Below are 19,666 nucleotides of genomic sequence, written 5' to 3' on the forward strand. Positions count from 1 at the left end.
GAGCAGTTTTGACGTCCCTTCCTCCAGGTTTCGTCGATGGGCGCAGCGTGCCCGTCGGTTCGCAGTTCGATGCCGATGTGTGCATCGTCGGCGCTGGTCCCGTCGGGGTCTCCCTGGCCGAAGACCTGGTTGGGCGCGGGCTCAGCGTATGCCTCGTCGAGAGCGGCGGCATCGAGAACGACACGGCCGTGAATGCGCTGAACCATGGCGAGAAGGCTGGTGACGGCACGGTCGACCCGTATGTGATCCGCCGTCGACAGTTCGGTGGGCTGTCCAACGTCTGGGGAATCCTGTTCGATCGGCCCCGCGCTGGAGTGCGCTATGTGCCTTTCGACGCCATCGATTTCGAAGCGCGCGAGGAGGTTCCGCACAGCGGATGGCCGATCACATTCCCGGAAATGACACCCTGGTACGAGCGGGCGCATGCGTATTGCGAACTCGGAGCCTACGACTATGGCGACGCGGCCACGGCCATCGCCCAGGCCGCATCGCCCGCAGGGGGCTTCACCTCGCCCGACGGCGATCTGAAGACCAGTCTTTTCCAGTTCGGCCCATCCAATCGCTACTTCGAGAAGTCGAAGGCTGCGCTGTCCAAGTCAGGTCGTGCGCAGGTTCTGCTGCACACCAGTGCCTTGGAACTGGAAGTGACCGAAGACGAACGCCATGTGGTCGGGTTGACCGCCGGAAGCCTGGACGGGTCGCGACTGCGGGTCCGCGCACGGTGCTACGTGCTGTCGGGCGGCACCATCGAGAACGCCCGGCTGCTCCTGCTGTCGACGAGTCGGAACCCAGCCGGCGTGGGCAACCGGCACGACGTCGTCGGGCGCTATCTGATGGACCATCCGCAGGACAAATCGAGCTACCTCGTGCCCTCCAGCAAGGGCGTGTTCGATCGCCTCACCATGCACGACATGCGCGCCGTCGACGGTGTCGGCTACATGGCGAAGTTCGGGTTCACGGAAAAGGCCATCCAGCAGCACAACCTGCTCAACATGACCTTCCTGATGCTGCCGATCGAGTCGACACTGATGACGCCGGCGGTGAACAGCTTCCGGTCGCTGGTCCGGGGCGAATCCCGCTTCCCGGCGCCGCCGACCCTGGGCGGAAAGGTGCTGACCATGGCGACCGACCCGTACGCGATCGTCAAGCACCTGTACCGCCGCTACACGGCACACGACGCGATCTCGACGCTCGAGTGCGGCGGCTGGTCGCAGGTGCCCAACAAGGCGCAGATGTTCGGCGACCGCATCGACGTGATCAACCAGATCGAGCAGTACCCGCACCGCGACAACCGGATCTCGCTGGGCGAGTCGGTCGACGGGTTCGGCCAGCGGCGCGTGCGCTACGAGTTCAGCTGGCGCGACGACGACCAGGCGCGCTTCGTGCACAGCCGGCACCATTTCGCGAAGCTTGCCCGCGAGACCGGTTTGGGCACGTACAAGTTCGACCCGGCCGCCGTGCCCGAGATCATGTCATCCCACCATCCGATGGGCAGCACGCGGATGCACGAGGACCCGACGCAAGGCGTGGTCGACGCCAACTGCAAAGTGCACGGCGTGGACAATCTGTTCGTTGCCGGCGCTTCTGTGTTTCCCACGGGCGGCTATGCCAACCCCACGCTGAGCGCCGTTGCGCTCGGGCTGCGCCTGGCAGCCTTTTTGGCCGTCGTGGTGCCTTTTCTGGACATCAGCTAGCTGCATTTCAGAGACGAGCGGCGCGTCGAGTGCCTGACGGTCGCGTCCGGAAAATCCACTCGGCGATTCTTCCGCAGGCCTGAGCGCGTCCGGCTTGCAGCAACACGCACAAGGCGTCGCGTACCGGTCGCTCAACATTCGCCTTCACGGTCCAGGGCGATGCGTTTTTCGCAGGTCCTTTCGGTTAGCTGAATAGCGTGCGCAGCCTCAAGCAGCTTGAGACCGGTATCGCGCAGCAATAGGCGGAAGCGCCGCTTTAGCAGCGCGGGTGGCGGGCGTCTTGTGACGACGTCTCACACCCTCCATTAGTCTATACAATGTATATTATGTTAAATCAACGAGCCTTGCTGTGGATCGCCTCGGCCTGGGTTGCGAGCGGCATCGCTCCGGAATGGGCTCTCCTTCAGATTGAAATCCTGCGCGATCATCGCGCGGGCCAGCCGAGATGCGCGCAAGTGCGATGCCAAGGATGATCTGCATCAAAGCGCAGTCCCTACGCTTGCCCATCAGAACTCGCGTTGATTCGCATACAGGAGACAACTTGAAAAATACGACACGCCGTGCCTGGATGGTGGCGACCATCGCCGCGCTTTGCGCAGCAGCACCACTTGCCGCCAGCGCTCAAAGCTTCCCGACCAAACCCGTCCGCATCATCACGCCGTTCCCGGTGGGTGGTGGACCCGACGGTGTGGCTCGCCTGCTGGCCGACAAGCTGTCGCGGTCTTGGGGGCAGCCGGTCACGGTCGAGAACCGGCCGGGCGGCAACGGCTTCATCGCGATCGACGCGTGGAAGCGCGGCGCCAAGGACGGGACCGATCTGCTGATCGTCGACAACGTGCATCTGGCTGCCTACCCGGCCCTCTTCAAAAAGCTGCCCTACGACCCCGCCAAGGACTTCGACACGCTCCTGCCGCTCTTCAGAACCTACTTCTTCTTTACCGTCGGCGCCGACAGCAAGTACAAGACGGTGGGCGAGCTCATTGCCGACGCCAAGGCCAACCCGGGCAAGCTGAACTACGGGTCCTGGTCCGTCGGCAACCCGGTGCACCTGGGCTCCGAATTGTTCGAGAGCATGACGGGCACGCAGATGGAGCATGTCATCTTCAAGGAGACCACCCAGCTCTACACCTCGGTGTCCACTGGAGAACTCCAGTTCGCACTCGGCAGCGCCGCGACGGCCGGGCCCTTGTACCGGGCAGGCAAGCTCAAACTGCTGGCGATCGCCGGGCCCCAACGCTCGGCGGCCTACCCTGACGTTCCGACCGTCGCCGAATCCGGCGGGCCCAAAGGATTCGAGGTCATCGGGTGGAATGCGGTGGCCGTGCCGCCGGGCCTGCCCGCGGTGGTGTCGGAAAAAATTCGCAAGGACATCGAGCAGGCGCTGACGGGCCCCGAGATCGTCGAGAAGTTCAAGAGCTTCGGCTACGAGTCCTTCCCGACGACACGCCCGGCGTTCGACGCGTTCGTGAAATCCGAAAGCCAGCGCTTCGGCGACGTGATCCGCCGAGCCAATATCTCGCTGGACTAGCAACTGACAGGCAGCGCGCGGCTGACCGGTATCAGCCGCCGGTGATCAGTCCGCAGAAGCGTTCGATGTCGACGTTGCCGCCGCTCAGGATCACCCCGACGCGCTGGCCCCGAATCTGTGCCTTCAGCCGGCGCGCTGCGGCAAAGCCGAGGCAGCCGGTGGGCTCGATCACCAGCTTCATCCGCTCGGCAGCGAAGCGCATGCAGTCGACCAGCTCGGCATCGCTCGCGGTCAGGATGTCGTCGACATCGCGTCGGATGATCGCGAAGGTGTAGTTGCCCAGGTGCTGCGTCTGCGCGCCGTCGGCAATTGTCTTCGGGGTGTCGATGTGAACGATGGCGCCGGAGCGAAACGACTGCTGCGCGTCATTTCCGGCTTCCGGCTCGACGCCGAACACCTTGCATCGTGGCGACAGTGCGCGCGTTGCCAGCGCCGAGCCCGACAGCAGGCCGCCGCCGCCCAGCGGCATGAACAGCGCGTCGAGCTCGCCGACCTCCTCGAAGAGTTCTTTCGCCGCCGTGCCCTGCCCTGCGATCACGTCGGGGTGATCGTAGGGCGGGATCAAGGTCAAACCGTGCTTTTGTGCCAAGTCACGGCCGAGCTGTTCTCGGTCGTCCTTGTAGCGGTCGTAGAGCACAACACGGCCGCCATAACCCTCGGTGGCGGCCACCTTGCTGACAGGCGCGTCGTGCGGCATGACGATCGTGGAGGGGATGCCGAGAATCCGGGCCGAAAGCGCGATGGCCTGCGCGTGGTTCCCGGACGAAAACGCCACCACGCCCGCCTTGCGCTGTGCGGCATCGAAGCGCGACAACGCATTGAAGCCGCCCCTGAATTTGAAGGCGCCCATGCGCTGCAGGTTCTCGCATTTGAAGAACACCTCCGCGCCGAGCGCTTCGTTCACGGTGCGCGACGTGACGACGGGTGTCTTGTGGGCATGCCCCGCGATCCGCACGGCGGCGGCCTCGACATCGGCGAAGGTGGGAGGAACCAGATCGTTCAAGATTCAGCGGGCGTCTCGTCGGCCGAGCAACAGGTTGCCGCCCGTGGTGTTGAAGGTGATGGTCGGTGCGCTGAAATCGCTCAGCGGCGCGCCCAGCCCGATTTCGCCGCTCCCGTGCAGCACGCACTCGTCGCGACGCAGCGCGATCTCGCCGCTGACACCGCCGCTGCCGTGGAACCGGACCCAAGTCCCGTACGTGCTGACGTCGACCAGCACGCAACTGCCCTGCCGCGCTTCGATGCGCGCGTGCAGGCGCGAGACGCGCGGGTCGTTGACCACGAACTGCGCTTCGTCGACGCGTCCGAGGTGAATCGGCAGGTCGGCCGCGCTGAAGAGCGAGCGCACGTCCAGCCAGGACAACTCGATCTGGCCGAAGCTCGAATCCGCCGTGCGGGCGGAATGCGCCAACGAGGCCGGCATCGTCAAAAACTCGGACAGCTCTTCCTGCCAGTCGATGCGGTGCACGATGGGCGTTTCGACCTTGCCGCGGATCGTGATCGGGCCGAGGTTGCGGTGACGCACCTCGCCCTCTTTCAACTGCTCGACCACCGATTCGGTCACCCAGATCTGCCCCGGGCCGGCGAGGTCGCTGAGTCGGGACGCAAGGTTGACGGCATCGCCGTAGCAGTCGCCGTCCACCTCGAGAACGTCGCCACTGGCCACCCCGATCTGCAGGTCCATGCGCAGCGCCACCGGCCACGCTTGCAGCCGCTTTTGATGGTTTCGCTGCAGCTCCAGGACGGCAGCCGTTGCCGTGTCCCCCGCCGTGAAAATGGCCAGGACGCCGTCGCCGAGCATCTTGACCACGCGCCCGCCGTGGGCCTCGCAGACGCCCCCGATCCATTGGGTCAGACGCGTGACCGTATCGGTCGCGCGGGCGTTCCCCATCGCCTCGAAAACACGAGTGCTCCCTGTCAAGTCCGCGAAGACGACCGTTGAATTTGCGCCCATTTTGTGCAGTTTTTCGTAGCAATCGCTGATCGATTATGGCAAAGCAATCCGTGTTCGGCCGTGGAAATCAGTGAACTTTCTGGTCGCCCGCCACAGACGCACTAACGCTTGACAAATCGTAAAGCGCACGCATTCGTGCTTCTCGCGGGGCGGGCGCGGGGTTCACAATCGGCTAAGTCCTAGGTATTCATTTCAAGAAGCCGCTTGAGCAAAAGCGTGAAGTATGTTGTTTTAAAACATGTTTAATTGTTTCTATGCTTGTGGCTGACATGGGGTCCCTATAACGTAGGACACATCGATGGCTCCAGGCGTCACGCCTTTGCTCCATGTTTCCCAGCAGTCTTCTTCGTCTACTGTCGTTTCCGGGTCTCAGCTTCCGCCGGTCGTCGGACCGTCAGTTGGTCCAGATCCGCACGTCGATGCTTTCGCTGCTGGACGCTCGTGCGGGGAAAGCGGTCGAACGCGTGGTTCAACGCGTGCGTTTCGCCGATGACCTGGAAGCGCTGTGGTATCTGCGTCAGGATGTGCTGACCACCCTCGCCGAGATCGACGGCGAGCCCGCGGCACGCCGTCAGATGCGTCGCATCAACAGCCTGTTCAAGGGCGGACTGCCGCAGACGATGGGCCCACGGGTCCACCGCTTCACGGCCTAAAGCATCCTCGCGAGCCTGCCCGGTCTCGACGCTTCAGGCGTGGCGATGGCCGTCATGGGCATGGCGATGGCCCCACACCAGGAACACGTCCCGCCCGTCGAGCGCCATTTCGACCTTGGCGCCCACCGGCAGCAGCACCTTCGTCGGCACATGGCCGAACGGAAGCCCGGTCAGCACCGGCACCTTCAGCTGGCTGCGTAGCCGGTCGACGACCGTGCGAAGGCCGAAGCCCTTGTCGTGCGGCACCTTCTTGAATGACGTGAACTGCCCGAGCACCACGGCACGCTGACGCGCCAGCACGCCGGCGTGGCGCACCTGATCGAGCATGCGCTCCAGGCGGTAAGGGTGCTCGTGGACATCTTCGAGGAAGAGCACCCCCTTCTCCACCGCCGGGAAGTACGGTGTACCCAGCAGACTGACCAGCACGGACAGGTTCCCGCCCCACAACACGGCGTCGCGCACGGGGCGCATCACCGGCGTCTCGCCCTCGCGCGCCGGCAGGCGCCAGCCGGTGCCCTCGCCCTGCCCTGTGATCAGGTCGTCGAAGCAGGCTTCCATGATGTCGTCCGGCCCATCGAGGGCGCCGAAGTCCTCGCCGACCGCCGGGCCGGCCCAGCTCACCGCCCCGGTCTTTGCGAGCAGCGCATTCTGGAAGGCCGTGAAGTCGCTGAGGCCGACGAATTCGGTCCCGCGCGACACCGCTTTCGCCACGGCCTTGTACGGAATCGCGTCGAGGATGCGCGTCAGGCCATAGCCACCACGCGAGATCAGCGCGACCTGCGCGCCGCTGGCCGCCGCACGGCCGATGGCCGCCAGTCGCGTGTCGTCATCGCCGGCGAAGCGCTGATGGCTGGACAGCGCGGCCTCGTCGATCTCGACGGTGTGGCCGAGCGCCTGGAGGCGCTTCACGCCGCGTCGGAAGGCTGCCTTGTCGCGCACGGCGCTCGACGGGGAATAGATGTAGATATGTTTGCTCACGGCCGGAAGTATCCCATTGCCCCGAAGCACGATTCGGCGGCTTGCGCGGTATCGGGGCCCGACGAGCGCGGCGCCGCAGCGCCGAGCGCGCGCAGTGCCGCCTCGTAGCCCCGATCGGGAAACGGTGCGCGCCAGGCATCGTCCATTGCGCCATCGAAGGCGTCGGGCACCGGGTGCGTACCGACGAAGCGCGTCGGCGCGGCCGCCTCGAGCATCGCCGCGAGCGGTTCAGCGCCTGCCAGGGGCGCCAGCAGCAGCGGCAGCCCCGGATGGCGCTCGATCCACTCCAGCAGCACGTCGCGGTGCCATGCCCACTGATGCACAGCTTCGCGCTTGGGCTTGTCGCTGCGGCCGAAGCCGATGAGATCTGGCACGAGCCAACGCACGCCGGGCTGCGCGACCAGATGCCGGAACCCGTGGCTCCACTGGCCCGGCCCGTGCAGACACAGCACGTTCGCCGCCGCATCCTGCGGCCCTTCGTCGAGGTAGTGCATGCGCCAGCCGTCGAGCAACGGCAGGTCGCTGACGTAGCGTGGCGCGAAGCGTTCCGGTTCGGCCATCCGGGCGAAGCGCGCCTCGGGCGTGCGCAAGGCGTCGTCACGCAATGGCTGCGCAGACGCGCGCGCGGCGACGCGGCGATCCTGAAAAAAAGACTGCAGCAGCTGACCACATTCGTCGGCCAGCACGCCGCCCTGCACCACCGTGCGGTGGTTGAGCTGTGGCTGTGCGAACAGGTCGACGACCGAACCCGCCGCCCCGGTCTTCGGGTCGGTCGTGCCGTACACCACGCGCGCCAGCCGCGCATGCAGGATGGCGCCTGCGCACATCGCGCAGGGCTCGAGCGTCACGAACAGCTCGCAGCCGTCGAGGCGGTAGTTGCCCAGGGCCGCCGCACCATCGCGCAGGGCGCGGATCTCGGCGTGGGCACTCGGGTCGTGCGATGCCACGGGCGTGTTGCGGCCCACCGCGATCAGATCGCCGTTGCGGACCAGCACGGCGCCCACGGGCACTTCGCCGGCCGCGCCTGCGGCGCGTGCCTCGGCGAGCGCCAAGGCCATCCAGTGCGCGTCCTGCGGCGCGAGCGGTGTCGCCGACGGGCTCATGGCGGGTCGTCCGGCATCGGCCGGGGTTGCATCGCGGCGTCGAGCGACTTCTGGATGTCCTGCTGCAGCTGCCGGCCCTGTGCCGGAGTCGACGGCGCAGCCCCCGGCGCGGCGTTGGCTGCCGGCGCGACGAGGCTGCTCGCCTGCTTTTTCACCAGCACGCCGACGACGAGCAGCGCGAGCACCAGTCCGACCAGACCGAGCAGCCGCATGTCAGCGGCCCTCCGTCGCGTGCGTGGTCATGCCCAGGCGCTCCATCCAAACGGCAAGCGCCTGTTCGTCGGGTGAGCCGTCGCTGTACTGGGCATGCATGGCCGCGTGCGCTTCCGGCCGGTGCTGGTTGAGCTTCAGCTTGCACTGCAGCGCCGTGACGCGCAGCGAGAAGCCGACCAGGCCGGCGAGCATCTTGTGCTGGAACTCCTCGCCGAGGTCGCGCCATTGCTGCGCGTAGGCGGGCTCATGCTCGCCGATCAGCCGCTTGAGCAGCACGTCCTTGTCGTCCGGCGCCTCGACCAGCGTCGCCTCGACGGTGCAGTGCACCGCCAGGTAGTTCCAGGTCGGCACCCGCGCCAGATCGGGGTAGACCGTCGGCGACAGGTAGGCGTGCGGCCCCATCACGGTGACCACGGCCCGGGGTCGGGCCTGCAGGTACCGCCAGTGCGGATTGGGCTTGGCGCAGTGCGCCAGCAGGACGAGCTCGTCGGCGTCAGGGTCATCGACCACCACCGGCAGGTGCGACACGAACGGCAGGCCGTCGTCGTCGGTCGAGATCAGGCTGGCGAAGGGATGCTCGCGCAGAAGCCGCAGCGCGTGGGCGCGGTCCTTGGCGTTGAACTGGGGCGGCATGTACATCGTGGGAGTCCCGTCGAAGCAGGTGGGTGCGCCGATTGTCCGTGAGCACGCGCAGAGCCGCGGCGAGAATGCGACATCCCATCGCCTTGACCATGCAGGATTCGCTCTTCCCCGATCAGGCTGTGCCATCGGCACCGGCAGCACCACGCACACCGGCCGCCGTGGCTGCCACGTCTGCGACGCGTGCGGTGCGTGCGGGCGCCATCGCCGCACAGCCGATCGAACCCGACGTGCAGCGCTTGGCCGACAGCCTGTCACCTCACGTTCGGCTGGGCACCTCGACCTGGTCGTACCCCGGCTGGGCCGGCATCGTCTGGGACGGCGTCTATGCCGAATCGCGGCTCGCCAAGGAGGGGCTCACGGCCTATGCCCGTCACCCGTTGCTGCGCACCGTCTGCGTGGACCGCGCGTTCTACCGGCCGATCAGCGCCAGCCAGTACGCCCGGATGGCGGCCATGGTGCCGGCCGATTTTCGGTTCGTGGTGAAGGCGCCGAGCCTGGTGACCGATGCGCTGGTGCGCGGCGAGGAAGGCCGCGGCCGGCAGCCGAACCCGGCCTTCCTCAGCCCCGAGCTCGCCGTGCACGAGTTCGTGCGGCCAGCCCTCGAAGGCCTGGGTGCCAAGGTCGGCGCGCTGGTGTTCCAGCTGAGCCCTCTGCCCTTGCCTCTGCTCGCCCGCCGGGACGCGCTGTTCGATCGCATCGCGGCGATGTTGCGCGCCCTGCCCTCGCTGCGCCCCGACGCGCCCGATGGCGTGATCGCGCTGGAGGTGCGCGACCCCGAACTGCTGACGCCGGCGTTCGCCGATCTGCTGCGCGATGCGGGCGCCACCTATTGCCTCGGCCTGCATCCCAAACTGCCGCCCATCGACGAGCAGTTGCCGATGCTGCGCGCTCTCTGGCCCGGCCCGCTGGTCTGCCGCTGGAACGTGAACCGCCGTCATGGTGCCTACGGCTACGAAGACGCCGAGGCGCTCTATGCGCCGTTCGACAAGATGGTGCATCCCGACCTGGGCACCCGGGCCGCCCTGGCCCGCGTGATCGCCGGAACGGCCAATGCCGGACAGAACGTGTACGTCACGATCAGCAACAAGGCGGAGGGATCGGCGCCGCTGAGCGTGCGGGCGCTGGCGGAGGAGCTGCGCGCGAGCTGACGCGCTAGACCAGGGCCGGATCCGACTGATGGCTGCCCGCGCCTTCGGCGCGTGCGATCAGGTTCGCCGCGCTGGGCGCCGCGATCTCGAGCCGCCTGACGTCGCGCACAGTCAGCGCGCACGCACCACCGATGTTGAAGCCGCAGAGCATCCCGTAGAGACGCCCGTTGGGCAGGCGCACGGGCACACCGATGTGGGCGCCCAGCGCGCTGAATTCGCCAGACAGGCCCTGTGCCGAAGCGATGGCCGCCACGTTGGGGATCAGCGCAGGCAACCGGCCGTCGAGGATCCGCTGGCAGACCGTCTGGTGCATCGGGTGCGAGCCGCCCACATCGATCGGGCAGTGAGCGAGTACCGTGTCGAGCTGCCTGAAGATGCGCCGCCCGTCGACGATCTCGCCAACGAAGACGACGTCGAGTTGAAGGAGTTCGCGCACAGCGAAGAGCAATTCGCCGATCGCGCGGTCGACCGACACCTCTTCCGGCCCGAACGACGCATGCGCCGTGACCAGATAGACGTCCGCCTCTTCGTGGGCGGACATGGCGGAGTAGAGGGCGTGGTCTTGCATCATCGATGGTGGGGGATGCATCGATGTTAGGGGTCTTCGGCTGCCGGCACTGTGCATTCCGTCTCAGCGCGGCCACACGCTGGCATGACTTGGCGATCCCGTGATTTCCGTCGTCAGGCAATAGTTCGCGGGTCGGTCGGTCGTCTCGCGACTTCCCTCGCTCTCACGGTTCCTCGAACCGGTGCTTCGCGCGGCGTCGCGTCCTTCAGCCTCGCGTGGCGCTGCCGATATACGAGGAGTCATGTCCAAGCACCACCCTTCCCCGATGCCCGAGCTCACGTCCGACATCCCGCGCGAACGCGTGTTGCAGGACGACGGTGTCTTCATGCTCGTGTCGACCAAGGGCCTCGACTACACCCAGACCAGCGGCCTGTTGATCCGCCGCTGCCCCTTCTCGGCCACCGCCCCGTTCGGCTACGAATGCCGAGGTCAATACCGCCAACTTCGCAAGACGCTGTGGCACGCCTCTCTGGACAGCGGTGTGCTCAACGCGGACGGAACGATCGAACGTTCCACCGGCATCTACGGGACCGAACTGGACGCCATCGTCAACCTGTGGGCCAGCCGGCGCCTTCACCAGCTGGGCCCGACGTTCTAACACCGGCTCAGTTGGCTATCTGCCGGGATCACTCCCACTCGATCGTCGCTGGCGGCTTGCTCGACACGTCGTAGGTCACCCGGTTGATCCCGCGCACCTCGTTGATGATCCGACCCGACACCTTCTTGAGCAGCGCATAGGGCAGCTCGGCCCAGTCGGCGGTCATGAAGTCGCTCGTCTGTACGGCGCGCAACGCGACCACATAGTCGTAGGTGCGGCCGTCGCCCATCACGCCCACGCTCTTGACCGGCAGGAAGACGGTGAAGGCCTGGCTGGTGAGCTCGTACCAGGTCTTGCCGGTTTCCGGGTCGACGAAGTTGCGCAGTTCCTCGATGAAGATCGCGTCGGCGCGGCGCAGCAGGTCCGCGTACTCCTTCTTCACTTCGCCCAGGATGCGCACGCCCAGGCCAGGGCCGGGGAACGGGTGGCGGTACACCATCTCGGGCGGCAGGCCGAGGGCGACGCCGAGTTCGCGGACCTCGTCCTTGAACAGGTCGCGCAGCGGCTCGAGCAACTTCAGGCCCAGTTGCTCCGGCAGGCCACCGACGTTGTGGTGGCTTTTGATCGTCACGGCCTTCTTGCTCTTGGCGCCGCCCGATTCGATGACGTCGGGATAAATCGTGCCCTGCGCCAGGAAGGTCGCCCCCTTGTGGCCGCCATCGCCCGCCTTGAGGTTGGCGGCCTCCTGCTTGAACACGGTGACGAACTCGCCGCCGATGATCTTGCGCTTGGCTTCGGGGTCGCTCACGCCGGCCAGCTTGCCCAAGAACAGTTCGCTCGCGTCGACGCGGATCACCTTTGCGTGGAGCTTGCCCTCGAACATCTCCATGACGAGGTCGCCCTCGTTCTGGCGCAGCAGGCCGTGGTCAACGAAAACGCAGGTGAGCTGGTCGCCGATCGCGCGATGGATGAGTGCCGCCGCCACCGACGAGTCGACGCCGCCGGACAGGCCGAGGATGACTTCTTCATCGCCCACCTGTTCGCGGATCTTCGCGACGGCCTCGGCAATGTGGTCGCGCATGACCCAGTCGGGCTTGGCCTCGCAGATGCCGAGCACGAAGCGCTCGAGGACGGCCTTGCCCTGCACCGTGTGCGTGACTTCGGGGTGGAACTGCACCGCGTAGTAGCGGCGCGCCTCATCGGCCATGCCGGCGATGGGGCAGCTTTCTGTGCTGGCCATCAGCTTGAAACCGGGCGGCAGCTCGGTCACCTTGTCGCCGTGGCTCATCCACACGTTGAGCATGCCGTGGCCTTCAGGCGTGGTGAAGTCGGCGATGTCCTCCAGCAGTGCGGTGTGGCCATGGGCGCGCACAGCCGCGAAGCCGAACTCGCGCTTCTGGCCGCCTTCGACCTTGCCACCGAGCTGGTGTGCCATGGTCTGCATCCCGTAGCAGATGCCCAGCACGGGCACCCCGAGGTCGAACACGGCCTGCGGGCACTTGTCGGTGGTCTCTTCGTACACGCTGGCGTGGCTGCCGGAGAGGATCACGCCCTTCAGGTGCCCGTCGGCGGCGTAGTCGCGCACCCAGTCGTCGGTCACGTCGCAGGGGTGCACTTCGCTCAGCACATGCGCTTCGCGCACGCGGCGCGCGATCAGCTGAGTGACTTGCGAGCCGAAATCGAGGATGAGGATCTTGTCGTGTTGCATGGAAAGTCCTGGAATGGGATGCCACGGGCAGTCGCTTCGCTGCCTCGGAAAAAGCAAGGCCGGCGCATCTGCATGCACCGGCCCGTGCCGCTTCGTGCTGTTACTCTGCGCGGTAGTTCGGCGCTTCCTTTGTGATCTGCACGTCGTGCACGTGGCTCTCACGGATGCCGGCGGTCGTGATCTCGACGAACTCGGCCTTGTTCTGCATGTCCGCGATCGTGGCGCAGCCGCAGTAACCCATGCTCGCGCGAACGCCACCAGCCATCTGATAGATGATCGACACGATCGAACCCTTGTACGGTACACGGCCCTCGATGCCTTCGGGCACCAGCTTGTCGGTGTTCGGGTTGCCGGTGCTCGACTCCTGGAAGTAGCGGTCGGCACTGCCCTGCTGCATCGCGCCGATGGACCCCATGCCGCGGTAGCTCTTGTAGCTGCGGCCCTGGTACAGCACGATCTCGCCCGGCGCCTCTTCGGTGCCAGCGAACATGCTGCCCATCATCACAGTGCTCGCGCCAGCGGCGATCGCCTTGGCGATGTCGCCCGAGTAGCGCACGCCGCCGTCGGAGATGAGCGGCACGCCCGTGCCCTGCAGGGCGGTGGCGACGCTGTCGACCGCCATGATCTGCGGCACGCCTACACCGGCCACGATGCGGGTGGTGCAGATGGAGCCCGGGCCGATGCCGACCTTGACCGCGTCCGCACCCACATCGGCCAGCGCACGCGCGGCGTCGCCCGTGGCGATGTTGCCGCCGATCACGTCGACCTGCGGGTAGTTCTGCTTGACCCAGCGCACCCGGTCGATCACGCCCTTGCTGTGGCCGTGCGCCGTGTCCACCACGATAGCGTCGACGCCGGCGCGCACCAGCGCTTCGACGCGCTCTTCCGTGCCCTCGCCCACGCCCACCGCCGCGCCCACACGAAGGCGGCCGTTCGGGTCGCGCGCGGCGTTCGGGAAGGTGGTCTGCTTGGTGATGTCCTTTACCGTGATCAGGCCCTTGAGCTCGAAGGCGTTGTCGATCACCAGCAGGCGTTCGAGCTTGTACTTGTTCAGCAGCGCCTTGGCGTCGGCCAGCGTGGTGCCGTCGGGCACGGTGATGAGCTTGTCGCGCGGCGTCATGATTTCGCTGACGGGCGCGTTGTAGCGGGTCTCGAAGCGCAGGTCGCGGCCGGTCACGATGCCGACCACCTTGCCGGCATCGACCACCGGGAAGCCGGAGATGCCGAGCTGCTCCGACAGCGCCATCACCTCGCGCACCGTGTGCGTCGGCGTGATGACCACCGGGTCGCGCAGCACGCCGGATTCGTAGCGCTTGACCTTCGACACCTCGGCCGCCTGCTGCTGCGCCGTGAGGTTTTTGTGGACGATGCCCATGCCGCCTTCCTGCGCGATGGCGATCGCGAGGCGGGCCTCGGTCACGGTGTCCATCGCGGCCGACACCAGAGGCAGGTTCAGCGAGATGTTGCGGGAAAGTTGAGTGGAGAGAGAGGTGTCCTTGGGCAGGACCTGGGAGAACGCTGGCACCAGCAACACGTCGTCGAAGGTGAGCGCTTTGCCGAGAAGGCGCATGGGGAAGGCTCCAAAAGACGGATTGTAACGAGGGTTGCGTACGCCAGAGCTGCCGCGCCAGGGTTGTCCCTCTTCCGTTGCCGATCCGCCATGTGACGCCGCCGACTGTGCCTGAATACCAACTGCTCGCCGGCACGTGGCGCCCAGACATATTGCAAAACGTAAGGCGGCGCTAAACTGCCCCCCATGAAATTCGTGCGCTTGCTGATGGTGTGGGGTGTGTGCGTGCTGCCTTTGGTCGCGAACGCGCAGTGGCAATGGCTCGACCGAGACGGCAAGAAGGTCTTCAGCGACCAGCCGCCGCCGATCGACGTACCGGAAAAGAACATCGTGCGCCGCCCTGGCTCGCCGAATGCGCGCCCTGCCGTCGCGCCCGCACCGGCCGACCCGGCTGCCGTGGCGCCTGAGGCGGCGCGCAGTCCTGCAAGTGCGGCCAAGCCCAGCGGCGTCGACAAGGAACTCGAAGAAAAAACCCGCAAGGCCGAGGAAGCCGAAAAGGCCAGGCAGGCCGCCGAAGCTCAGAAGGTCGCCAAGGCCAAAGCCGACAACTGCAACCGAGCCCGTCAGGGCAAGGCCACCTTCGACAGCGGGATGCGCGTGGCGCGTGTCAATGCCCAGGGAGAGCGCGAGGTGATGGACGACAAGGCGCGTGCCACCGAACAGCAACGCCTGCAGTCGATCATCGACAGCGACTGCAAGTGAGGGTACGCCGAGCGGCCGGTACCTGGCCGCGGCGCCTCACCATCGGCCTCAATACCCGGCCTTCCCGCCCTCACGCTGCCGAGCGAACAAGCCCGTCCCTTTGCGGCCCTGCTGCTTGAAGCGTTCTCGCCGCGCCACCTTCGGGTCGACCAGCAACGCGCGGCACAACTCGACCCGATCGCCGTCGGACAGCCGCTGATCCCATCCGGCGGCCCGACCCCAGATTCCCGCGCTCAGCGCGCGCCAATCCAGTTCGGCGAAACGGGCCGACAGACCACTCGCCAGCACGGCGTCTTCCAGCGTCGACTCCGCAGAAAGCGTGAGTACCTCCTCGAAGACTGTGCGCGGCGCCGGCGCGCAGACCAGCGTCACGATGATCATCAGCTGGCGCCGTAGACCTGCTCGGCGCGCTTCACGAAGGCCTCGACCAGGCTGGAGGCGATCTTGTCGAATACCGGGCCGACAAGGGCCTGCAGCGCGAAGTTGCTGAAGCCATAGCTCAGGTCGAGTTCCACGCGACAAGCGCGCTCGCCGCCCTCCCCCACGGGGTTGAACTTCCAGAGACCGTCGAGGTTGGAGAACGGCCCCTCGACCAGCTTGAGCTGCACCTCGCGTCCCGGCACGTGGGTGTTGCGCGTGGTGAATTGCTGGCGCAGCCCGCCGAAGGCGAGCCCGACTTCGGCGGTCATGCCGGCCTCGTCGTGTTCGATCACGCGTGCGCGATCGCACCACGGGAGGAACTCGGGGTATTTGGCGACATCGGTGACAAGGGCGTACATCTCATCAGCGCTGTACCAGATGAGAACGGACTTGTGGACGGTTTTCATAGAATCGACACGGTGTGTGCGTTTCGATTGTATTGATGCCATGCGCCCCCATTTGAGATCGCCATGGCCACCAAGAAACAACAAGACTCCTCCGCCCGCATCGCCGACAACAAGAAGGCCAGCTACAACTACTTCTTCGAAGAGAAGTTCGAGGCCGGTCTCGTGCTCGAGGGTTGGGAGGTAAAGTCGCTGCGCGAAGGCAAGGTGCAGCTCACCGACGGCTATGTGGTCATCCGCGACGGCGAGATGTTCGTGGTGGGCTTGCAGATCAACCCGCTGCGCAGCGCCTCGACCCACACAACGCCGGATTCCATCCGCACCAAGAAGCTGCTGCTGCACAAGGAACAGATCCGCCGCCTGACCGGCAAGATCGAGCAGAAGGGCTACACGCTCGTGCCCCTCAACCTGCACTGGAAGGCCGGCAAGGTGAAGTGCGAGATCGCGCTCGCCAAGGGCAAGGCAGAACACGACAAGCGCGATACCATCAAGGACAGGGAAGGAAAGCGCGAGGTCGAACGCGCCATGAAGAGTCGTAACCGCTGACAGGATCCTCCACCGATGGCGCTTCAACCGCTCGATGCCAGTCGCTCCAACCCGAGCGCAGGCGGCCCCAGTTTTTCTCTGTCCAACCGGGTGCTGCGCGGCATCTGGAACCTGACCTGGCTGGTCTTCGCTTCCTGGACGCCACCGCCGTTCAAACCGTGGCGGCGCTTCCTGCTGAAGCTGTTCGGCGCCAAGCTCGGCGCCGGCACCGATGTGCGTGGCAGCGCACGTGTCTGGTATCCGCCCCATCTGCACATGAGCGACCGCGCGGTGCTGGGGCCGCGCGTGCATTGCTACAACATGGCGCCCATCCACCTCGGTCCCGACGCGCTCGTGGCGCAGGGCGCGTACCTCTGCGCCGGCACGCACGACATCACGTCGCCGGTGTTCCAGCTCACCACCCGGCCGATCACCATCGAGGCGAAGGCCTGGATTGCGGCCGAAGCCTTCGTCGGGCCTGGTGTCGTGGTCGGAGAAGGCGCCGTGCTGGGCGCGCGCGGCGTGGCGTTCAAATCCCTCGAACCCTGGGGCGTCTATGCCGGCAACCCGGCGCAGCGGATCAAGACGCGGGTCATACGCGCGTGATCTTATTCTTCGGCGCGTGGGAATAAACGCCCCCGCCGGTGTGTTCGTGCAGCAGAAACGCCATGGACACCCGCCCGCTTGTCGCCCACATCCCCAGCCTGCGGCGCTATGCGCGGGCACTCACGGGCGACGCCTGGGCCGCTGACGATCTGGTGCAGGACACGCTGGAGCGCGCCTGCGTCAAGTGGCGGCTCTGGACGGCCGGCACCGACCTGCGGGCTTGGCTCTTCACTCTGATGCACAACGTCTTCGCCAACCAGGTCCGTCGCGCGCCGCCGCGGGCCGTGGTCGACATCGACGACATCGGGCATACGCTGCGCGGCAGCGACACCGGCCTCGACCGCACGCTCGACCTGCAGCGCTGCCTGCTCCTGCTGCCGGACGATCAGCGCGCCGTGCTGCTGCTGGTGGCGCTCGAAGATCTGTCCTATGCCGAGGTCGCCCGCATCCTGACGATCCCGGTGGGCACCGTGATGTCGCGGCTCTCCCGTGCGCGCGCCCGCCTGCATGCGCTGATGGAAGGCGCGGCATCGACCGACGAGCGCCCGGCCCTGCGTCGACTGAAATGAGCGCCGCCCCGCCATGAACCACCCTGCCCCGCCCGACGACGATCTGCCCGACTGGGACGCGCAGCGCGCTGCCCTGCGGCAGTTGCACCGCGAGGTTCTCGACGAGCCGATCCCGCCTGCGCTGCTCGCGGCTGCGGGCCAGGCCGATCGCCGCTTCGCTCGGCAGGCGCGATGGACGCTCTGGGGCGGCTTTGCCGCCGCGGTGCTGATCGCCTTCGGCGCTGGCTGGCTGGCCAACGTGCAGTGGACGTCGGGCAGCGGCGTGAATCAGATGGCCCGCGCACCGGCCGCGCGCGAATTCGTGCATGCCGCGTCCGTCGCGCATGCGGTGTACGCGCCCGAAAAGCGCCATCCGGTCGAGGTGGCGGCCGCAGAAGAGCAGCATCTGGTGCAGTGGCTGTCTCGCCGGCTCGACAAGCCGCTGAAGACGCCCGATCTGTCGGCCGAGGGCTACACGCTGGTGGGCGGGCGGCTGCTGCCCGGTGATGCGGGTGCGCGTGCACAGTTCATGTTCGAAGATCGCGCCGGCCAGCGGGTGACGCTCTATCTGGGCGAACTCAAGACCCCGGCAGAATCCACGCAGGCCGGCGAATCGGCCTTCCGCTTTTCCAGCGATGGGCCAGTGCCCAGCTTCTACTGGGTCGACCGCGGCTTCGGGTATGCCCTGGCCGGGCAACTTCCACGCGATGCATTGTTGCGACTCGCCACGCTGGTGTACCGTCAGCTCTGAACCTCTGACCGATCATCTCGTCAGACAAGTCATTCCAAGTTTTTTAACCCAAGGAGAACGCTTCATGAAACTGCTCAGCACTTCCATCCTCGCCCTCGCCCTGCTGTCCGGCTGCGGCATGATGAACAAGACGGCATCGATGCCCGACACCCCGACGCGTACCGCCGACGGCGTGCTCGTCGGCCCGAACGGCATGACGCTCTACACCTTCAGCCGCGACACCGTGGGTAGCGGCAAGTCGGCCTGCAACGGCCCTTGCATCACCAACTGGCCGGCCCTGGTCGCCCCTGACGCCGCGAAGCCGATGGGCGACTACAGCGTGGTCATGCGGGACGACGGCAAGAAGCAGTGGGCCTACAAGGGCGCCCCGCTCTACTACTGGGCCAAGGACGCCAAGGCTGGCGATCGCACCGGCGACGGTGTCGGCGGCGTCTGGAAGATCGCTCGTCCCTGAGCGCGCCTGAGCGCCAACGAAAAGCCGGCGCGAGCCGGCTTTTTCATGGGTGATCGACGGACATTCAGCCCGCGCGTCGCGCCCGCACCGCCAACAGTTCGTTGGCAACGAGCGCACCCACGACGATCGCTCCGCCCGTCAGCACTGTCGCCCCCGGCACCTCGCCCGCGCCGATCCACGCCAGCGTGATCCCGAAAATCACCTCCAGAAGTGCCAGCAGCGACACCTCCGGCGCACTCAACACGCGGGCGCATATCACCGAGATCACGCACGGGATCGCGAGCTGGAACACGCCGAGGAAGCCTAGCAGCATCAGGTCGCGGCCGGTGGCCTCGAGCGGCCAGGCCAGCGGCAGCGTGAGCAGCGAGGACAGCACGGCGCCGATCAGCACGGCAGGCACGAGGTCGATGCGCTGGCCTTGCGCATTCGCATGCTGCACCGATGTCCAGTTGGCCGCACCGGCGATGGGCACGCACAACGCCACCAGCGTGCCGAGCCATTCGCCGTTGCCCAGTTGCGCGCCGTACATCCAGCCGATGCCCACACCAGCCGCCGCGATGGCGAGCCAGGTGCGCAGCGGCAGACGGTGGCCGATGAAAAGGCGCGCCGCGAGCGCGGTCAGCAGCGGCCCCGTGGCCAGCGTGACCAGCACATTCGCAGTGCTGGTCAGCGTGAGCGCCACCATGAAGGCGGTGAACATCACGCTCCAGCAGACGCCGGAGATCCACAGCGCCCGCCCGCCATGGCGGATCTTCGAGAAAACGCTGCGCCCCTGCCAGGCCGGCAGGATGACCAACAGCGCGAGCGCAGTGAACGCGCTGCGCCAGAAGGTCACCTCGAAGCTGCGTGCCCCTTCGAGATGGCGCGTGACGACGCCGGCCGTGGCCCACATCAGGGTCACGCCGACCATCATCCAGACCGCGCGGCCGTGGGTCAGGGTCAAGGCGGCCCCAAACGGT

Annotated in this window: 23 protein-coding genes; 11 read left to right on the forward strand and 12 right to left on the reverse strand. The window is 66.6% G+C overall.

Going from position 1 to position 19,666, the window contains the following annotated elements; all coding sequences use genetic code 11:
* Positions 1–8 precede the first annotated feature (8 nt).
* The gene (locus ACSFA0_RS11800; RefSeq protein ID WP_435450361.1) at positions 9–1,694 is read left to right on the forward strand and encodes a GMC oxidoreductase; all 1,686 of its coding nucleotides are present in this window, start codon (positions 9–11) and stop codon (positions 1,692–1,694) included.
* A gap of 568 nt (positions 1,695–2,262) precedes the next feature.
* Positions 2,263–3,222 (forward strand): Bug family tripartite tricarboxylate transporter substrate binding protein, encoded by a 960-nt coding sequence (locus ACSFA0_RS11805; RefSeq protein ID WP_435450960.1) that lies wholly within the window; start codon positions 2,263–2,265, stop codon positions 3,220–3,222.
* Positions 3,223–3,253: 31 nt separating this feature from the next.
* On the opposite strand, the gene ACSFA0_RS11810 is transcribed toward ACSFA0_RS11805, so the two are convergent.
* Complete coding sequence (locus ACSFA0_RS11810; RefSeq protein ID WP_435450362.1) at positions 3,254–4,225, reverse strand: threo-3-hydroxy-L-aspartate ammonia-lyase; 972 nt, start codon at positions 4,223–4,225, stop codon at positions 3,254–3,256.
* Between the two features lie 3 nt (positions 4,226–4,228).
* The gene (locus ACSFA0_RS11815) at positions 4,229–5,176 is read right to left on the reverse strand and encodes an adenylate/guanylate cyclase domain-containing protein (RefSeq protein WP_435450363.1); all 948 of its coding nucleotides are present in this window, start codon (positions 5,174–5,176) and stop codon (positions 4,229–4,231) included.
* A 398-nt stretch (positions 5,177–5,574) separates the two neighbouring features.
* On the opposite strand from ACSFA0_RS11815, the gene ACSFA0_RS11820 reads away from it, so the two are divergent.
* Positions 5,575–5,829, forward strand: coding sequence for a hypothetical protein (locus ACSFA0_RS11820; RefSeq protein ID WP_435450364.1), 255 nt, complete (start codon positions 5,575–5,577; stop codon positions 5,827–5,829).
* A 33-nt stretch (positions 5,830–5,862) separates the two neighbouring features.
* On the opposite strand, the gene ACSFA0_RS11825 is transcribed toward ACSFA0_RS11820, so the two are convergent.
* The 4 genes from ACSFA0_RS11825 to ACSFA0_RS11840 are packed head-to-tail and all read right to left on the reverse strand — an operon-like array spanning position 5,863 to position 8,762.
* Positions 5,863–6,807: an LD-carboxypeptidase gene (locus ACSFA0_RS11825; RefSeq protein WP_435450365.1), complete on the reverse strand. Its 945-nt coding sequence runs from the start codon at positions 6,805–6,807 to the stop codon at positions 5,863–5,865.
* Positions 6,804–7,910 carry a tRNA adenosine(34) deaminase TadA gene (tadA, locus tag ACSFA0_RS11830; protein WP_435450366.1) on the reverse strand — a complete coding sequence of 369 codons (1,107 nt, stop codon included), beginning with the start codon at positions 7,908–7,910 and terminating at the stop codon, positions 6,804–6,806. Before tadA ends, ACSFA0_RS11825 begins: the two co-directional genes overlap by 4 nt.
* On the reverse strand, positions 7,907–8,122 hold the full coding sequence (locus ACSFA0_RS11835; protein WP_435450367.1) for a hypothetical protein: 216 nt from the start codon (positions 8,120–8,122) through the stop codon (positions 7,907–7,909). Before ACSFA0_RS11835 ends, tadA begins: the two co-directional genes overlap by 4 nt.
* A gap of 1 nt (position 8,123) precedes the next feature.
* Entirely contained in the window at positions 8,124–8,762 is a 639-nt protein-coding gene (locus ACSFA0_RS11840; RefSeq protein ID WP_435450368.1) for an FMN-binding negative transcriptional regulator, read from the reverse strand.
* A gap of 92 nt (positions 8,763–8,854) precedes the next feature.
* On the opposite strand from ACSFA0_RS11840, the gene ACSFA0_RS11845 reads away from it, so the two are divergent.
* Entirely contained in the window at positions 8,855–9,913 is a 1,059-nt protein-coding gene (locus ACSFA0_RS11845; protein WP_435450961.1) for a DUF72 domain-containing protein, read from the forward strand.
* Between the two features lie 4 nt (positions 9,914–9,917).
* Here ACSFA0_RS11845 and ACSFA0_RS11850 read toward each other — a convergent pair whose 3' ends face one another.
* Positions 9,918–10,454, reverse strand: a complete 537-nt coding sequence (locus ACSFA0_RS11850) for a GAF domain-containing protein (RefSeq protein ID WP_435450369.1) — start codon at positions 10,452–10,454, stop codon at positions 9,918–9,920.
* 268 nt (positions 10,455–10,722) lie between these two features.
* On the opposite strand from ACSFA0_RS11850, the gene ACSFA0_RS11855 reads away from it, so the two are divergent.
* Entirely contained in the window at positions 10,723–11,079 is a 357-nt protein-coding gene (locus ACSFA0_RS11855) for a hypothetical protein (protein WP_435450370.1), read from the forward strand.
* A gap of 28 nt (positions 11,080–11,107) precedes the next feature.
* On the opposite strand, the gene guaA is transcribed toward ACSFA0_RS11855, so the two are convergent.
* Entirely contained in the window at positions 11,108–12,727 is a 1,620-nt protein-coding gene (guaA, locus tag ACSFA0_RS11860) for a glutamine-hydrolyzing GMP synthase (RefSeq protein ID WP_435450371.1), read from the reverse strand.
* Positions 12,728–12,827: 100 nt separating this feature from the next.
* The gene (gene guaB, locus ACSFA0_RS11865; protein WP_435450372.1) at positions 12,828–14,297 is read right to left on the reverse strand and encodes an IMP dehydrogenase; all 1,470 of its coding nucleotides are present in this window, start codon (positions 14,295–14,297) and stop codon (positions 12,828–12,830) included.
* Between the two features lie 186 nt (positions 14,298–14,483).
* On the opposite strand from guaB, the gene ACSFA0_RS11870 reads away from it, so the two are divergent.
* Positions 14,484–14,999 (forward strand): DUF4124 domain-containing protein, encoded by a 516-nt coding sequence (locus ACSFA0_RS11870; protein ID WP_435450373.1) that lies wholly within the window; start codon positions 14,484–14,486, stop codon positions 14,997–14,999.
* 48 nt (positions 15,000–15,047) lie between these two features.
* Here the strand turns inward: ACSFA0_RS11870 and ACSFA0_RS11875 are convergent, their stop codons facing one another.
* Both ACSFA0_RS11875 and ACSFA0_RS11880 read right to left on the reverse strand, forming a co-directional pair.
* On the reverse strand, positions 15,048–15,380 hold the full coding sequence (locus ACSFA0_RS11875; RefSeq protein ID WP_435450374.1) for an RnfH family protein: 333 nt from the start codon (positions 15,378–15,380) through the stop codon (positions 15,048–15,050).
* Complete coding sequence (locus tag ACSFA0_RS11880; RefSeq protein WP_435450375.1) at positions 15,380–15,826, reverse strand: type II toxin-antitoxin system RatA family toxin; 447 nt, start codon at positions 15,824–15,826, stop codon at positions 15,380–15,382. The genes ACSFA0_RS11875 and ACSFA0_RS11880 overlap by 1 nt, the downstream gene beginning before the upstream one ends.
* A gap of 63 nt (positions 15,827–15,889) precedes the next feature.
* On the opposite strand from ACSFA0_RS11880, the gene smpB reads away from it, so the two are divergent.
* The 5 genes from smpB to ACSFA0_RS11905 all read left to right on the forward strand — a co-directional run bounded on the left by smpB (position 15,890) and on the right by ACSFA0_RS11905 (position 18,707).
* The gene (gene smpB / locus ACSFA0_RS11885) at positions 15,890–16,369 is read left to right on the forward strand and encodes an SsrA-binding protein SmpB (protein ID WP_435450376.1); all 480 of its coding nucleotides are present in this window, start codon (positions 15,890–15,892) and stop codon (positions 16,367–16,369) included.
* A gap of 15 nt (positions 16,370–16,384) precedes the next feature.
* On the forward strand, positions 16,385–16,954 hold the full coding sequence (locus tag ACSFA0_RS11890) for an LbetaH domain-containing protein (RefSeq protein WP_435450377.1): 570 nt from the start codon (positions 16,385–16,387) through the stop codon (positions 16,952–16,954).
* 62 nt (positions 16,955–17,016) lie between these two features.
* Positions 17,017–17,523: a sigma-70 family RNA polymerase sigma factor gene (locus ACSFA0_RS11895; RefSeq protein WP_435450378.1), complete on the forward strand. Its 507-nt coding sequence runs from the start codon at positions 17,017–17,019 to the stop codon at positions 17,521–17,523.
* 13 nt (positions 17,524–17,536) lie between these two features.
* Positions 17,537–18,253 (forward strand): anti-sigma factor family protein, encoded by a 717-nt coding sequence (locus tag ACSFA0_RS11900; protein ID WP_435450379.1) that lies wholly within the window; start codon positions 17,537–17,539, stop codon positions 18,251–18,253.
* A gap of 64 nt (positions 18,254–18,317) precedes the next feature.
* Positions 18,318–18,707 carry a COG4315 family predicted lipoprotein gene (locus tag ACSFA0_RS11905; RefSeq protein WP_435450380.1) on the forward strand — a complete coding sequence of 130 codons (390 nt, stop codon included), beginning with the start codon at positions 18,318–18,320 and terminating at the stop codon, positions 18,705–18,707.
* 64 nt (positions 18,708–18,771) lie between these two features.
* Here the strand turns inward: ACSFA0_RS11905 and ACSFA0_RS11910 are convergent, their stop codons facing one another.
* Complete coding sequence (locus ACSFA0_RS11910; RefSeq protein WP_435450381.1) at positions 18,772–19,650, reverse strand: DMT family transporter; 879 nt, start codon at positions 19,648–19,650, stop codon at positions 18,772–18,774.
* Positions 19,651–19,666 lie beyond the last annotated feature (16 nt).

The sequence above is a fragment of the Variovorax restrictus genome (assembly GCF_051216715.1).
GTDB lineage: Bacteria > Pseudomonadota > Gammaproteobacteria > Burkholderiales > Burkholderiaceae_C > Variovorax.